Origin of the sequence: Massilia brevitalea, assembly GCF_030711405.1 — a bacterium.
Taxonomy (GTDB): Bacteria; Pseudomonadota; Gammaproteobacteria; order Burkholderiales; family Burkholderiaceae_D; genus Telluria; species Telluria brevitalea.
The window spans coordinates 205,990-221,724 of sequence record NZ_JAULSI010000003.1 but is presented as its reverse complement, the minus strand read 5'-3'; the positions used below and the strand labels follow the sequence as shown (position 1 = coordinate 221,724).

The following is a 15,735-nucleotide window of genomic DNA, read 5'->3' as shown; positions in this document are numbered from 1 at the left end:
ATTATTCGTTAAACGCGTTTACGATCAAACGGGACTTGACAGGTAATTACACTGCCTTCATACGGCATGTCCTCATTCGTTGTCCCGATCCCGGTAATGTAAAAGGCCGGGCCATTATTATCGATATCGTAAGCTTCATAAAACTTGCGCACATTCGAGAGCGAACTTCCATCCTGGGCCGGGCTGCTATTCCCGGTCCCATCGAATGCAAACAGAATCAGCCCGCTCGGATCGACATACTTGAGCGGATTGCCCGCCACATACGCATAGGTATTGATCCCCGCCCGCAGCCCCAGCGGATCGGGCGACAGATACCGACCCTGGCGCGGATCGTAGTAACGGTGGTCGTTGTAATACAGCCCGGTTTCCCCATCCTCGTACTGCCCCGGCAGGCGCAGGTTCATCTCGAAGCCGCCAGCCAGGTTTGTTGCCGGAACCAGCTTGCCATACGGCGTATAGCTGGCCTGCCACACCGGCTTGCCCGCCGCATCGCTCACCACTTCCGGCGCACCGAGATGGTTGTGATGCAGGTAGCCGAGCCGCTCGGCGCGGCCGAACAGGTGCGCCAGCGCGGTGCCGATATCGGCCAGCGCCTGCCCGACAGCCGAACGCTCCCCGTCCGCCAGGTCGGTGCCGCCGGCGGTGTCGATGACCTCGACCGGCCTGTCTCCCAGGTACAGGTACTGGCGCAGCAGCTTGCCATCGGCATCGAGTTCGGCGGCGATGCGGCGGTCGCGGTACAGGTAGTGGCGCTGCAGCTTGCCGGCCGCCTTGGCGATCCGCTCGCCGCGGTGGTTGTAGCGGTAGCTGGCCAGGGGCGCGCCGTCCTGCCTGACCGAGAGCAGGCGTCCGTGCGCGTCCCAGCCGAACTCGCGGCTGAATTCGCGGCTGAACTCCCGGCCACCCGCACCCAGCGGCTGGCCGGCGGCATCGTACCGGACCGCGCCTTGCGCCGGCTGCGCGCGATTGCCGCCGCTGTAATTGACGCGCAGCGTGGCGCCTTCCGCACCGGCCGCATCTTCCTGCGCCAGCAAGCGGTTGCCGGCCCCATCGTAGAAGTAGCGCGCCGCGTGCAGTGCGCGCGCGCCGTCGAGCGTGGCCGCGCCCTGCACGCCACTGGCGGCGACGATCAGCCGATCCTGCGCATCGTAGGCGTAATCGCTGGCCGTGCCGCGCCCGCGCTGGTGCAGCAGGTTGCCTTGCACGTCCCACAGGTAGCGGTAATCGAGCAGCGCATCCGGCTCGGCGGGTGCGCCCAGCGCACCGAGCACGGACAGGTTTCCGGGCGTGGCTGCGGGCCTGGCTGCGGCATTGGCGTCCGCCGCATGCGCCGGGCGCAGGCCGAGCAGCCGGTCCATGAACAGCCCCGCCAGCGGCGGCTGCGTGCCGGCCACGCGAGTCCCTGGCCGGCGATGCAGCACTTGCGCCAGCATCCCGTTCGGTCCGCGCACCAGGCGCGCCTGCACGCCGTTGCCGTAGGTGTAGCCGGTGATCCCGGCGACCGAGCCGGTCACGTCCTGCACCACGGTCTGCGACGGCAGCAACCAGCGCAGCCAGCCGGTCTGGATGCGATGGCGTTTCAGCCCGACGATCAGTCCTTGCGCATTGCGCTCGTACTCCAGCAGGCTGCCGTCCGGCAGCGTGCTGTTGGCCAGCCGCCCTTCGTCGTCATAGCGGTAGCGGGCGGTGCTCTCGGCGCGGCCCCCGCTGTTCAGCACCAGACTGACGGTGCGCGCCACGATACGGCCCGCGTCGTCGTAACGGTAGCTTTCGCGCTGGTCCGGGTGCTCGAGGGCGACCAACCTGCCCCCTTCGTATTTCCATTCGGTGGTGACGCGCCTGCCCTGCCCCTGCCCGGGCGCCGCATGCATGACGACCTGGCGCAGGATGCGTCCCGCCACATCGTATTCGTAGCTGGCCGTATTGCCCAGCGCATCGCGGCTGGCCACCAGCCGCCCGGCCGCGTCGTAGCGGTTCACGCGCAGTCCGCTGTCGGGGCTGGCCACGGCAATGGCGCGGCCGAAGTCGTCGTGCACGGTGCGCGTAGCGCCACCGGTGGGGGCGTGCACCGCGGCCGTATTGCCCTGGGCATCGTACTCGAAGCCGATGGCGGTCGGCTGCAGGCGGGCGAAGGCCGTGTTGCTGGCCGGCGTGATGCTGCTCACCCGCCCCTGCCCATCGTAGTCGTAGCGGGTCGTACGGCCCAGCGCGTCGACCTGCAGCTCGGGCCGGCCCTGGAGGTCGTAGCGCATGCGGCGTACCGCGCCGTCGCCGTCGACGCTGGCGATCACGCGGCCGAAGCCGTCGTACTCGTAGCGCTGGACATTGCCGAACGGGCCGCTGCGCATGCTGCGCTCGAACACATGCCCTTCGCCATCGAGGCGGCGCCGCTCTACCACGCCCAGGTGCGACACGCTCCACACATGGCGCCCGGCGTCGTCGAAGCCGTTGCGCGCCAGCGCCGTGTAGCCGCGCGGGCCTTGCGTGCCGACCTCGACCGGATTATCCAGGGCGTCGTAGCGGGTGCGCTGCGCGACGCCGCCAACGCGCACTTCGCTCATGCGCCCGCGGCCGTCGTAGGCCAGCGCCGTCGCCTTGCCGCCAGCCTCGACGGTGACGATGCGCCCCGCCGCGTCATAGCCGAACTTGCCGCTCGCGTTACCCGGCGCGGTGGCGGACACGATCCGGTTGCCGCGCTCGTCCCATTCGAACTGCGTGATGTCGGAATCGGCCGGGGTGCCGGTCTTGCCGTTGGGCAGAGGACCATCGATGGCAGCCAACAGGCTGCGGCCGTTGACGATGCGGTAGACGTAGCGCACGCTGCGCTCGACCGGCTGCGGCGCGCCGCCAGGGTTTGCAGCCGGCGCCCAGCCGCTGTCGGTCACCGTCAGCGGCTGCCCGTGCGCGTTGTAGCGGATGCGCGTCACCGTTTCCTTGCCTGCGACCACACTCGGGCGCGCAGTCAGGGTCGGCTCGTCGAACTGGGCGTATTCGTGACGCACCACGGGTTCCGGCGGGCCGGGCTTGCCGCCGGCGTAGCGGATCCGGCGCACCGCCACCGGACGGCCGCGGCTGTCGAGTTCGGTACGCAATGCCTGCACCGGGCGGCCGGCATCGTCGAGCTTGACAGCTTCGACCACGCGCCCGAGATCGTCGTAGCGGTAGCGGATGTTCGGTTCGCTGCACTGGGCGCAACCGGCGCCGCGCACTTCCAGCAGGCGGTACTCGCCGGCCAGCACGCCGTAGCGGTAAACCGTCTTCTGTCCGAGGCTGTTGGTCAGCACGGTCTGTCCGGCCGCGCCGAAGTCCAGGCGCACGCGGCCGCTGTTACCAGCCAGGGTGCTTTCGATCGCCCGGCCTTCCGCACCGTAGGTGTAGGTGGAAAGGCGTTTCACCTCCTTGCCGTCGCGTACGCTGATCCCGGTGAGGAGGGTCGGCAATTGCGCATTTTCGTAGTGGTAATCGCGTCCCTGCAGCTGGTCGGGATAGCGCACCGACACCAGGCTGGCCAGCAACAGCACCTTGTCCACGCTGGCGCCTTTCGGGAGCGGCGCGCCGTGGCCGTAGCTGTAGCGGCCGAGGGGACTGTCGATCGACTGCACGCCGCGGAAAGCGTCGCCGCCGCGGCCAGCCTGCCTGTCGAGGTAATTCAGGCGCAGCTGGCGCCCTTGCGGGTCGGTAACACTGAGCAGCAGCCCCGCGCGGTCGTGCTGCAGCGTGACGAACTCGCCGCTTGGCGCCAGTATCTGTATCAGCTTGCCTGCATTGTTAAAGCTCAGCTGGGTGCCGTCGTTCTGCCGCCATAAGAATTCGTCGCCGCGGCCGCTGCGGCTCACCCGGACCGTGCCCTGCGCCGGATCGGCGCTGGCGCACAGGCTGGGATTGCGCGCGTCGCGGCTGAAGATGCGGCGCGTGCCGTCGGCTTCGATGATCTGGATCGCCGTCGCGCTCCCATGCAGCTCGACTTCATACGACAGCTTCCAGCCGCGGCCGACCAGGTTGGTCGAACCGCCCATGCCGCTGAACGCACTGTTGTAGTAGCGCACGAGTTCCAGGCCCAGCACGCCCGGCAAGGGCGCCATGTCGACCTCGCGCTGGAATTTATTGCCCGTCATCGTATTGATCGGGTTACCCGCTGCGGCGTTGCAGGGGGAACCGCCCGCGCCCGGCGCGCACGACGGCGGCGGGGTCGGGGTTGGCGTGGGCGTGGGGAATGGCGTGGGCGTCGCCGGCGGCGTGCCGGGTGCGCAGCTCATGTTCGGCGCGCATGGCGGCTGCCAGATGGGCGTCTCGGCCAGGCCGCCCTTGCTGACGAAGAGCAGCGCCAGCAAGGCGGCGCCGATGACATTGCGGGGCGCGGACGGCAGGCCTGTGTATGGCGGATGCGCCTGCACGGCGCTGGCGGAGGCGGTTCCTGCGGGTGCCGGCAAGGCGCGGCGTTGGAAGTGGCGCGAACGGTTCATGTGGGATCAACTATTTCTGCCGCGCGGCACGGCGTGGCGATCGAACGGAATGGGCGTCAATGACTGCCGGATCGCACGAAGCGTGCTGCGTCGCGACATGTCGACGCGACTATACATGGAAAAGTTGCCACGAATATCACACATTCCCACAGGTGCGGCACGGCGCCGTGTTCCCGTATGGTGTGCGTGTCCGGCTTGCCTTCGGCGGCAAGCGGCGTGCTCAAGTGTGCTGCGTTGCGCAGCTGCGCCGCCAAAGGGCGGGCGTGGTGTCGCGGTGGCGCCGCATGGCGCGGCTGAGGGCGCTCTGGTCGGAAAAGCCCGCTTCCAGCGCCACCGCGGCAATCGGGAGCCGGGTATCGGCCAGGCGGCGGCAGGCGAAGTCTAGGCGCTGCTGCAATAGCCAGGCGTGCGGGCTGGTGTCGAGTTCCGCGCGGAACAGCGCGTGCAGGCGGCTCACGCTCATGCGCGCCGTATCCGCCATCGACTCGGTGCTCCAGGGCAAGCCGGGCTGCGCTTGCACCTGGGCCAGCAGCGCCGCCAGGCGCGAGTGCGGCTGCGGCGTATCGAAGGCCAGGGTGTCGAGCAGCAGCCCGGTCCAGCCCTGCAGCAGGGCTGCATTCACCGGCTGCGCCGCGCGCATGATGCCCATGTACTCGACCAGCTTGCGCGCACCCGGCCCGAGCGCCGTGAACGGCCGTTCGGCCAGGCGTTCGAAGGCGCCATGGGTCAGGGCGCCGCGCCCGATATCCACGATCAGGGAACGGTTGCCCTGCGCGCCGGTCTGCGCATGCCAGGCCTGCGGCGCCACGAAGGCGCCGTGCAGCGGATCGAGCCGCCCCGCCCGGCCATCGATGTCGAGCAGCACCTCGCCCGCCAGCGGCAGCACCAGCTGGGCAAAATCGTGGCGGTCGGCGTCGGGGATCGTGCCGTAGCTGCGGATCGCCAGGTCGACGGAAATAGCTTGAGAGAGCGGCACGGCGGGAGCGGGAAATCGGTCGAAGCGGCAGTCTAGCATGCTGCACAATCGCTAGCCGGTCGCGCGGCGGCCGGCAGCGCAACGATGTAAAACAGAAGCACCAGGAATTTCACTTCTTGTAGGAAATCTCTTGCACGGCGAGGGCACGCCGGACCCGAGGAAAGCGGATGGATGGCCTTTATAATGACGGCTGACCCAGCCATCGCCCCGCTATGCCTTCGCTCCCCCTGCACCAGCTCTCCTCCGACCAGCGCTACCGCCTGCTTGCCCACAATGCCGTCGAGTTCGGCATGATCATGCTCGACAGCGAAGGGATCATCCTGGAATGGTCGCACGGCGCCGAGCGCTTGCTCGGCTGGAGCGCGCAGGAAGCCGTAGGCCGGCCGGCGCACATGATCTTCACGCCGGAAGACCGGGCAAGCGACGCGCCAGGAACCGAACTGGGCACGGCACGCAAGCTGGGCCGCTGTTCCGACGTGCGCTGGCACCTGCGCAAGGATGGCAGCACGGTGTTCTGCGACGGCACCGTCAACACCATCCTGGACGAGGACGGCAAGACCGTGCTCGGCTTTTGCAAAGTCATGCGCGAGGGCTACACCTCAACGAAAGACGCCGAGGCGCCGCACCGCGCCCGCACCGAGGAGCGCTCGTTCCTGGGCGCGGTGCTGGAGAGCGTGGAAAATGGCATCGTCGCCTGCGATCCCGACGGCAAGCTGACCTTCTTCAACGCGGCGGCGCGCGCCATCCACGGACGTGGCGAACAGCCCATGCCGTCCGCGCAGTGGGCCGAGCACTACCGCCTGTACCGCTCCGACGGCGCCACCCTGCTGGCCGAGAGCGAGCTGCCGCTGTACCGCGCCCTGCGCGGCGAACGCGTCGACAGCGCACGGGTGACGGTGCTGTCCGCCGGCGGCAAGCGCCACGATGTCGAGGTGACCGGGCGCTCGATGCGCGACGCCGAGGGCCAGATCCTCGGCGCCGTGATTTCGATGAACGACGTCAGCGCGGTGCGTGCGGCTAGCGCGGCGCGCGACGAAACGATCTACGAGCAAGGCAAGCGCATCGCCGCCGAGGCGTCGGAAGACCGCGAGCGCAAGACCCAGGCCCAGCTGCACCTGGCGGCCGAGGCAGCCGGGCTCGGCATCTGGACCTGGGACGTGACGCACGACACCGGCACCTGGGAAAACGAGCGCATGTACGAGATCTTCAACATCGTGCCCGGCTCCCCGATCCTGACCGCAGCGGGCCTGATCGCAGACTACCTGCATCCGGACGACGCCGCCGCCTTCGGCCAGGCCACCGACGACGCCATCCGCCACGGGCGCCGCTTCCAGTTCACGGGCCGCTTCTACCGCCGGCCCGGGCCGGACCTGCACTGGCTGGAACTGAGCGGCATGCCCCAGACCGACGACGGCGGCCAGCTGCGCATCATCGGCACCGCCGCCGACATCACCGAGCGCAAACGCAACGAAGAGGCGCTGCGCGAGGCCCGCATCCGGCTCGAGGCCACGCTGTCGGCGGGCGAAGTCGGCAGCTGGATCTGGGACATCCGCAACAACCACCTGATGGCCGACCGCAACCTGGCCAGGCTGTTCGGCGTGCCGGAAGGCGCGACCGCGGATGCCACACTGGAACGGTATATCGCCTCGATCCATCCCGACGACCTGGACGAGGTCACGCGCCAGATCGACCTGTCGGTCGCCACCCGCCAGCCCTACCGCGCCACCTACCGCGTCACGGATTCGGTCAACGGCTACCGCTGGATCAACGCGCGCGGACGGGTCGACTTCGACGCCGACGGCGCGCCGGCGATCCTGGCCGGCGTCACCATCGACATCACCCAGCAAAAGGAAGCAGAGGATCAGCTGCGCGCGACCCAGGAGCGCTACAGCAAGCTGATCAGTTCGATCGACGAGGCCTTCGGCATCGTGCAGGTGCTGGTCGACGCCGACGGCAAGCCGGTTGACTACCGTTTCGAGGAAGTCAACGCCGCCATGGAAAAGCAGTCGGGCCTGGTCGATGCAACCGGCAAGACCATCCGCGAGATGGTGCCGGACATCGAAGCCAAATGGATCGAGCGCTATGGGCGGGTGGCCGTCGAGCGCGAGGCGATGCGCTTCGTCGAGCACTCGGCCGCCATGGGCTATTGGTGGGACGTGTATGCGATGCCGATCGGCGCGCCGGACGAGCTGCGCATCGGCATCCTGTTCACCGACGTGACGGCGCGCCGCCAGGCCGAGGAAGACTTGCGCCAGCTGGCAGCCGATCTGTCGGAAGCGAACCGGCGCAAGACCGAGTTCCTGGCCACGCTCGCACACGAGCTGCGCAACCCGCTGGCGCCGCTGCGCACCGGGCTGGACCTGATGCGCAGGACCGGACCAGACGCCGCCGCCAGCGGCAAGATCCACGAGATGATGGACCGCCAGCTCAGGCAGATGGTGCACCTGATCGATGACTTGATGGACGTCTCGCGCATCAACAGCGGCAAGATCGTGCTGCAGAAGGAAATCGTCGACCTCGCGCAGGCCATCCGGAACGCCGTCGAAACCACCATGCCCGCCGCCCAGGCCGCACGCCACCGGCTCGACATGACGCTGCCGCAACAGGAACTGATGCTGCATGCCGACCCGACCCGCCTGGCGCAAATCCTCGGCAACCTGCTGACGAACGCGGTGAAGTACACGCCCCATGGCGGACGGATCTGCATCGCAGCCAGCGCCGAGGACGACATGGCCGTCATCGAGGTACGCGACAGCGGCATGGGCATTCCGCCTGAGGAACAGGCGCATGTGTTCGAGATGTTCAGCCAGGTGTCGCGCAACATGGGCCGCGCCCAGGGCGGCCTGGGGATCGGCCTGTCGCTGGTGCGCAGCCTGGCCGGCATGCACGGCGGCGGCATCGAGGTCAGCAGCCCTGGTTCCTGGCAAGGCACCACCTTCACGCTCAGGCTGCCGCTGGCGGAAGGCGGGCAGCCGGCTGTGGAGGATGCGCCGGCAGCCGGGCAGGACAGCGAGCCGCTTGCCGGCGGCGGCCTGCGCATCGTGGTGGCCGACGACAATGTCGACGCGGCGAACATGCTCAGCGCGCTGCTGGAAGCGGCCGGCCACACGGCCGAGCCGGTGCATGACGGCCTGCAGGCGCTGCGCCGCATCGAGAGCGTGCGTCCGGACCTGGCCATCCTCGACATCGGCATGCCCAGCCTGAACGGCTACGAAGTGGCAAGGGCGCTGCGCGCCACGCCCGGCAACGACGGCATCGTGCTGGTTGCCCTGACCGGCTGGGGCGGCGAGCTGGACCGGGAACGCTCGACGAACTCGGGCTTCGACGCGCATCTCACCAAGCCCGCCGCGGCGGGGGACCTGGAGCGCATCCTGGGGCTGGCGGCGGCCCGGCGCAATATCGGCTGAACTGTGGGCCGATCTGCGGCTTGAACTGCGGTTTGAACTGCCGTCAGCGGTGCGCGCCGTTGTAAGGCGTGCGGTTCTGGTGGATAATTCGGCCCATGAACGATACCGCCACCCTCCCCCCGCTCCCAGACCGGCTCTCGATCGACCCGAGCAGCCCTTTCCATAACCGCGACGTGTTCCAGAACGACATCGGCATCCGCTTCAACGACAAGGACCGTTTCGACGTCGAAGAATACTGCCTCAGCGAAGGCTGGATCAAGGTCGCCGCCGGCAAGACGCTCGACCGCAAGGGCAAGCCGATGCTGATCAAGCTGAAGGGCAAGGTCGAGGCGTTTTACCGCTGATCGATTTGCTCGCGACATGAACCGAGGCGCCCGATGGGGCGCCTTTTTTTACGTTTGCCTTATTTACCGACAGCCCGCGACCATAACCGTACGGTGGGCACTCCGTGCCCACGCGGTACGCACGCATCCATGTGGCCACGTGCCGCGCCGTCATCCAACACGCAGCCCAGAAAGCATCGCTATCTCGAATGATCTCTTCGTGCGGATTCGACTTGCATTGGCCGCCGTGTGGACGGAAGCCGCCGGCATGCCAGCGACGTACCGCGTGGGCACGGAGTGCCCACCGTACGGTTGAAGCCACAGTCCCCGTTCAGGTTTTCCGATCAAGCCGGCGACAGGATCTTCAAGCCGATAATCCCCAGCGCGATCAAACTGATCGAGCCAATCCGCAGCGCCCCTGCCGGCTCGCCCAGCAGCCACATCCCGAACACCGCCGTGCCGATGGTCCCGATCCCGGTCCACACCGCATACGCCGTGCCCAGCGGCAGGTCCTTCAAGGCCAGGCCCAGCATGCCGACGCTGCCCAGCATCGCCAGCAACGTAAAGCCCGACACCACCGGCCGCGTGAATCCTTCGGTGTACTTCAAGCCCACCGCCCAGGCCACTTCCAGCAGGCCCGCAACCACCAGGTAAAACCAGCTCATCCTCCACCTTTCCGTTCATCGTGAAAACGCGGGGAAGTATACATGCCGAAGCAAATTAGACCGGTCTCGGCAGGAATTTCGCGCATCCCTTAAGATGGGTGCCACTGAATTTGCCTACAAGGAGCAAGAATGACGACCCTGTTTGACCCGATCAAGATTGGCGCCCTGGAGCTGCCGAACCGCATCATCATGGCGCCGCTGACCCGCGCCCGCGCCATCGGCGAAGGCCGTGTGCCGAACGCGCTGATGGCCGAATACTACGTCCAGCGCGCCAGCGCCGGCCTGATCCTGTCCGAAGCGACCTCGGTGACCCCGATGGGCGTCGGCTATGCCGATACCCCGGGCATCTGGTCCGACGAGCAGGTAGCAGGCTGGAAAAAAATCACCGACGCCGTGCACGCCGCCGGTGGCCATATCGTCCTGCAGCTGTGGCACGTCGGCCGCATCTCGGACCCGGTCTTCCTCGACGGCGCCGCCCCGGTTGCGCCAAGCGCCATCAAGCCGGCCGGCACCGTGAGCCTGGTGCGTCCGAAGCGCGAATTCACCACCCCGCGCGCGCTAGAGACGAGTGAAATCGCCGAGGTCGTGGCCGCCTACCGCAAGGGCGCCGAGAATGCCAAGCTGGCCGGCTTCGACGGCGTGGAAGTGCACGGCGCCAACGGCTACCTGCTCGACCAGTTCCTGCAAGACAGCACGAACCAGCGCGATGACCAGTATGGCGGCTCGATCGAGAACCGCGCCCGCCTGATGCTGGAAGTCACCGACGCCTGCATCGATGTCTGGGGCGCGGACCGCGTCGGCATGCACCTGGCGCCGCGCCGCGATTCGCACGACATGGGCGACTCGACCCCGGCCGAAACCTTCGGCTACGTGGCGCGCGAGCTGGGCAAGCGCGGCATCGCCTTCATCTTCGCGCGCGAAGCCGTGGGCGAAGACAGCCTCGGCCCGCTGCTGAAGCAGGAATTCGGCGGACCCTTCATCGCCAACGAAAAGATGTCGGTCGAGACCGCCGAGAAGCTGCTGACCGAGGGTAAGGCCGACGCGATCGCCTTCGGCCTGTGGTTCATCGCCAACCCGGATCTGCCGCAACGCCTGCAGCAAGGCGCCGAACTCAATCCCCTGCGCGCCGAAGTCATCTACGGCCAGGGCAGCGAGGGTTATACGGACTATCCGGCGCTGTCGGCTTAAGGTTCGGGGCAGCTGAGCGCTGCCTGTCCGAAAACGTATAGCGCCCGTCAATACGGGCGCTATACATATACGTCTTTCAGGTGCAATGCGAATTGCACTCATGATATTCTTGCGCGATTCTTAATTGTGTCTTTCATGGGCACGTTCTCGAGGAACCGCATTGAACATCTTCGCACCACGCGCCATGGCGCTTGCCACCGCATCTGCTCTCGCCTTCGGCACCGTTCACGCCGCACCAGCCTCCACCGCACCACGCGCTGAAAACGCCTTCCTCTCGCAGCAAGACGCCGCAGCCCGCTCGGCGCGCGTATCGAACGTCGCGTACGCACTGGAATTCGCACTGACCGGGAAAGAAACCTTCAGCGGCGTCACCAGCGCCAGCTTCGACCTGGCTGACAATGCAGCGCCCCTGACCATCGACCTCGACAAGGCAACGGTCAAATCGGTTACCGTTAATGGCAAGAAGGTGGACGCGAAGTACAACAACTGGTTCGTCACGATTGCCGCCGCTGACCTGGCCAAGGGCCGCAACACGGTCGTCATCGCCTACGAGCGCCTGCACAGCACCAACGGCGAGGGCCTGCACCGCATGGTCGACCCGGTCGATGGCCGCGTCTACACCTATTCCCACTTCGAGCCGGCCGCCGCGCACCAGATGTTCGCGGTGTTCGACCAGCCCGACCTGAAGGCCACCTACCAGGTCACGGCGACCGCGCCGGCCGACTGGCACGTGGTCTCGACCACCCGCGAAACCAAGATCGAGGATCTGGGCGCCCTGCGCCGCTGGACCTTCCCGACCACGAAAAAGCTCAGCCCCTACAACTTCTCGCTGCACGCCGGCCCGTACAAGGTGTGGGAAGACAAGAGCGGCAAGTACCCGATGCGTTTGTTCGCGCGCCAGTCCGTCGCGGCCCAGGTGACGCCGGAAGACTGGTTCCGCTACACCAGGGATGGCCTGGTCTTCTTCGACCAGTACTTCGGCATTCCTTACCAGTTCGAGAAATACGACCAGCTGCTGGTGCCGGACTTCCTGTACGGCGCCATGGAAAACGCCGGCGCCATCACCTTTGCCGAAGGCCGCTTCCTGCACAAGGCGAAGATGACCGACGCCCAGCGCCAGTCGCTGGCCTCGGTCATCATGCACGAGATGGCGCACCAGTGGTTCGGCGACCTGGTCACCATGCAGTGGTGGAACGGCCTGTGGCTGAATGAAAGCTTCGCGTCCTTCATGGGCACCCTGGCCACCGCCGAAGCGACCGAATTCAAGGATGCCTGGCAGTCCTTCTACTCCGGCGGCAAGCAGGCGGCCTACGCCCAGGACCAGAAGGTCACCACCCACCCGATCGAAGTGCCGGTGGCATCGACTGCGAATGCGTTCGACAACATCGACGCGATCACCTATTCGAAGGGCGCCTCGACCCTGGCCCAGCTGCGCCACCTGCTGGGCGCGGAAGTGTTCCGCAAGGGCGTGCACAACTACCTGGCCAAGTATTCGTACCAGAACGCGAAGCTGGAAGACTTCATCGGCAGCCTGGGCGAAGCGGCCGGCCGCGACTTGTCCGGCTGGACCCGCCAGTGGCTGTACGAAGCAGGCGTGAACACGGTCGCCGCCGACTTCAGCTGCAAGGCCGGCAAGATCTCGTCGTTCACGCTGAAGCAGACCGCGCCTAGCCGCGCCCTGCCGACCCTGCGCGAGCAGCGCGTGCAGGTCGCCACCTTCAAGGTCGAAGGCGGCAAGCTGGCCCTGGCCCAGAACGTGGCCGTCACCTATGCGGGCGCCACCACCAAGGTGCCTGGCCTGGTCGGCACGGCCTGCCCGGACCTGGTCTACCCGAACTACCAGGACTGGGGCTTCGTCAAGGTGCAACTCGACAAGCGCTCATTCGAGACTGCCCGCGCCAACCTGGCGAAAGTGGATGATGCCCTGCTGCGCTCGATGCTGTGGCAAAGCCTGTGGGACGGCGTGCGCGACGGCCAGCTGCCGCTGAACGAATTCATCGCCACCGCGCTGGCAAACGCGCCGCTGGAACGGGACTACACCCTGCTGAACGACGTGCTGGGCAAGGTCGCTGCATCGGGCCAGTACCTGGACGCGATGAACCTGGATTCAAACTGGGCGAAGCAGACCCGCGTCCAGCTGGAAGACATGGCGTGGAACGGCGTGCAGGCGAACAAGGGCAACGAGAACTTCCAGCGCGCCTGGTTCGGCACCTGGCTGAACCTGGCCTCCAGCCCGGCCGCACTCGCGCGCCTGCAAGGCATCCTGGCCGGCAGAACCACGGTCGATGGCCTGAACGTGAGCCAGGACCTGCGCTGGTCCATCATCCGCCGCCTGAACCGCTACAACGTGGCGGGTGCTAGCGCGCTGGTGGAAAGCGAAGCCGCGCGCGACAAGTCCGACACCGGCCAGGCCGCGGCAATCGCCGCCACCGTCGTACGTCCGGATGCACAGGTGAAATCGCAGTGGCTGGCCACCGTGGAAGACCTGCAGACGGAGCAGCCGTTCTCGAAAATCCGCACCGCGATGAACAGCCTGTACCCGGCCGAACAGAGCGCCCTGTCCGAGCAGACCGCCAGCGCGCGCCTGGCCAAGCTGGGCCAGATCGACAAGGATGCCGGTCCGGTCTACATGCGTTCGTATGCGGGTTCCCTGATTCCGGCCACCTGCACCCAGGCCAGCGTCAAGCGCCTGGAAGCGGCGGCCGGCAAGTACACGGAACTGTCGGCCGGCACCCGCCGCGCCTTGCTCGACACGCTGCAGGAAGACCAGCGCTGCCTGAGCATCAAGCAAGCCATGTCGGTGAAGTAAGCCGCCATGCGGATCGGCGTTCCGGCATCATCGCGTGTGTCGTGGACGCCGCTCGCCCTCGCGCTGGGCCTGCACCTGCTGCTGGTGCTGGCCCGGCTGCTGCGCAAGGCAGCACCCCGGCCCGTGGCGCGCGTCCTGCCTGCGCCGGAAGCGGCTGCAGCCGCCGAGGCGGACACCGAATCCCTGCAGCCTGAGCCGGTCCAGGCCGAGGTTGCAACTCCCGCCGCTCCCGCTGTGCCCGTTGGCGAGCTGCTTGCCAGGTCACGCGCCCTGGCCGGGCGCATCAGCCGCGAACTGCCTCCCGGCGACAGCGCCATGACGGCCGAACCCGTACGCAAATGGGAGCAGTTCGGCGCGCTGCTTGCCGATGCGCGCAGGACCGGCAGCATGGCCGGCACCCTGGACAGCCACACGGCCGCCGACGGCGTCGTCGTCTACCGCAAGATTGTCGGCAGCCGGGTGCGCTGCTACCGCAGCGGCAGCGTTGGCGGCGTCAACCCATCCGACGGCCAGACGGCCGGCAACATCCCCTGCCCGACCGGCGTCCGCTGGACGCGGCTCTGAGAACACATGCATTTCGGAGACCGGCACCCTGCTGCACGGCCGAACTGGACGCCGCTCGCGCTGACCCTCGGCGTCCATCTGCTGCTGGTGCTGGCCTGGCGCTGGCAGGCGCAAACGCTGCCCCTTCCGGTGCTGCCCGAACGGCTGACCGAACTGCTGCCGCTACGTCCGATGCCGGCGCCGTCCGTGTCGGTTCCGCCAACGGCGCCCCCGCCATCCGCCTCCACTTCGCCACCGAAGCCCTTGCCGGCGCCGCGCAAGACGGTCTCCACGCCGCCGCTCGCAAGCGCACCGCCCGCTCCCGCCGATACGGCGCCTGCCGCCCAGCCCGACACTGCGGAACTGCCGCAGCCGGCAGAACAGCCTGCGGGCGACGCTCCCGTCACGCTCGCCGGGGAAGACCTGCTCGCGGCCGGCAAGCGCAGCGCCGCCGCCTTCGACCGGGAGCAGCGCAAGGGCAAGAGCGGCGTGCCGCTTGAAGCCGATACACCCTGGTCGCGCTTTCGCGCCGGCCTGGCCGCCGCCCACATCGACCGTTCGCTCAGCATGCGCCTGGAGAAATACGAGTCGCCGGACGGCGTCGTCATCTACCGAACGACCCAGGGCGGCAAGCAGACCTGCCGCATGACCGGCTCCGTGGTCTTCGGTCCCGGCGCTGCCGGCGGCGGCAGCGCGGCCGGCAACGTGACTTGCCCGAAAGGGGTGAGCTGGGAACGGATCTAGGGCGCATTCGGGGGCGCATGCAGGCCGTCACATCCTCTCAGGGTGCGGGATTGCTGGACGGCCTGCACAGCTCGGCCACGCGGCGCCAGTCGCCAGTGCCGCCGCAGCCGGATGGCGGCTTCTGGTCGAGCAAGGCGCGCAGGTCGAGCGGCGCCATTTCGTTGACGCGCACGTCGCGGTTGATCGGCAGGCAGACCGCGTCGTGCCAGGCCGCCGTCACCCCGGGCGGCCGTGGCACCGGTCCGCGCAGGCGCACGGCCGCGCGCTCGCACTCCTGTTCCGTTCCATAGACGCCGCGCAGGCTGCTGCCCTCTAACGTCACTTCCAGGTGCTGCTGCAGGTAGAGCAGCAAGACGATCGTGAACATATGTTGACCTCCGCAGCTGTCTGCCGGATTCGGTTCGCACGCTTGAACTGGATCAGTCCGCCTTAACGCAGTCGGCTTAGGCTGTGCGCTCTCGATGCAAAGGACAGCCATGCCGAAGCTTATCACCTGCAAGCTTCACCGCCATCGTTGGCCGTCCATGTTTGTCGCAGACTGGCGCACTTTCCCTCAATGGATGTGCCACTTGTTGTATCCTGCTGTCTCTTATCGGCGCTACCGAGCGCTACAATAA

The 15,735-nt window shown here is 67.5% G+C and carries 10 protein-coding genes; 6 read left to right on the top strand and 4 right to left on the bottom strand.

Annotated elements, in window-relative coordinates; translation table 11 throughout:
• Positions 1-8: 8 nt before the first annotated feature.
• On the bottom strand, positions 9-4,463 hold the full coding sequence (locus tag QWL29_RS03115) for an RHS repeat-associated core domain-containing protein (RefSeq protein WP_305821422.1): 4,455 nt from the start codon (positions 4,461-4,463) through the stop codon (positions 9-11).
• A gap of 220 nt (positions 4,464-4,683) precedes the next feature.
• On the bottom strand, positions 4,684-5,478 hold the full coding sequence (locus QWL29_RS03110; protein ID WP_305821421.1) for an AraC family transcriptional regulator: 795 nt from the start codon (positions 5,476-5,478) through the stop codon (positions 4,684-4,686).
• 173 nt (positions 5,479-5,651) lie between these two features.
• Here QWL29_RS03110 and QWL29_RS03105 point away from each other — a divergent pair, with 173 nt between their 5' ends.
• Together QWL29_RS03105 and QWL29_RS03100 are read left to right on the top strand one after the other, a co-directional pair.
• Positions 5,652-8,846: a PAS domain-containing hybrid sensor histidine kinase/response regulator gene (locus QWL29_RS03105; protein WP_305821420.1), complete on the top strand. Its 3,195-nt coding sequence runs from the start codon at positions 5,652-5,654 to the stop codon at positions 8,844-8,846.
• A gap of 95 nt (positions 8,847-8,941) precedes the next feature.
• Positions 8,942-9,190, top strand: a complete 249-nt coding sequence (locus QWL29_RS03100; RefSeq protein ID WP_229435270.1) for a DUF3297 family protein — start codon at positions 8,942-8,944, stop codon at positions 9,188-9,190.
• A gap of 323 nt (positions 9,191-9,513) precedes the next feature.
• Here QWL29_RS03100 and sugE read toward each other — a convergent pair whose 3' ends face one another.
• Positions 9,514-9,834 (bottom strand): quaternary ammonium compound efflux SMR transporter SugE, encoded by a 321-nt coding sequence (sugE, locus tag QWL29_RS03095; RefSeq protein ID WP_305821419.1) that lies wholly within the window; start codon positions 9,832-9,834, stop codon positions 9,514-9,516.
• Between the two features lie 129 nt (positions 9,835-9,963).
• Here sugE and QWL29_RS03090 point away from each other — a divergent pair, with 129 nt between their 5' ends.
• The 4 genes from QWL29_RS03090 (at position 9,964) to QWL29_RS03075 (ending at position 15,118) form a co-directional block, all read left to right on the top strand.
• Positions 9,964-11,022 carry an alkene reductase gene (locus QWL29_RS03090; protein ID WP_305821418.1) on the top strand — a complete coding sequence of 353 codons (1,059 nt, stop codon included), beginning with the start codon at positions 9,964-9,966 and terminating at the stop codon, positions 11,020-11,022.
• A 160-nt stretch (positions 11,023-11,182) separates the two neighbouring features.
• Entirely contained in the window at positions 11,183-13,831 is a 2,649-nt protein-coding gene (pepN, locus tag QWL29_RS03085; protein WP_305821417.1) for an aminopeptidase N, read from the top strand.
• 6 nt (positions 13,832-13,837) lie between these two features.
• Positions 13,838-14,395 (top strand): hypothetical protein, encoded by a 558-nt coding sequence (locus QWL29_RS03080; protein WP_305821416.1) that lies wholly within the window; start codon positions 13,838-13,840, stop codon positions 14,393-14,395.
• Between the two features lie 6 nt (positions 14,396-14,401).
• Entirely contained in the window at positions 14,402-15,118 is a 717-nt protein-coding gene (locus QWL29_RS03075; protein ID WP_305821415.1) for a hypothetical protein, read from the top strand.
• Positions 15,119-15,155: 37 nt separating this feature from the next.
• On the opposite strand, the gene QWL29_RS03070 is transcribed toward QWL29_RS03075, so the two are convergent.
• A complete protein-coding gene (locus QWL29_RS03070) occupies positions 15,156-15,485 on the bottom strand; it encodes a hypothetical protein (protein ID WP_305821414.1) in 330 nt (109 codons plus the stop codon).
• Positions 15,486-15,735: the final 250 nt, after the last annotated feature.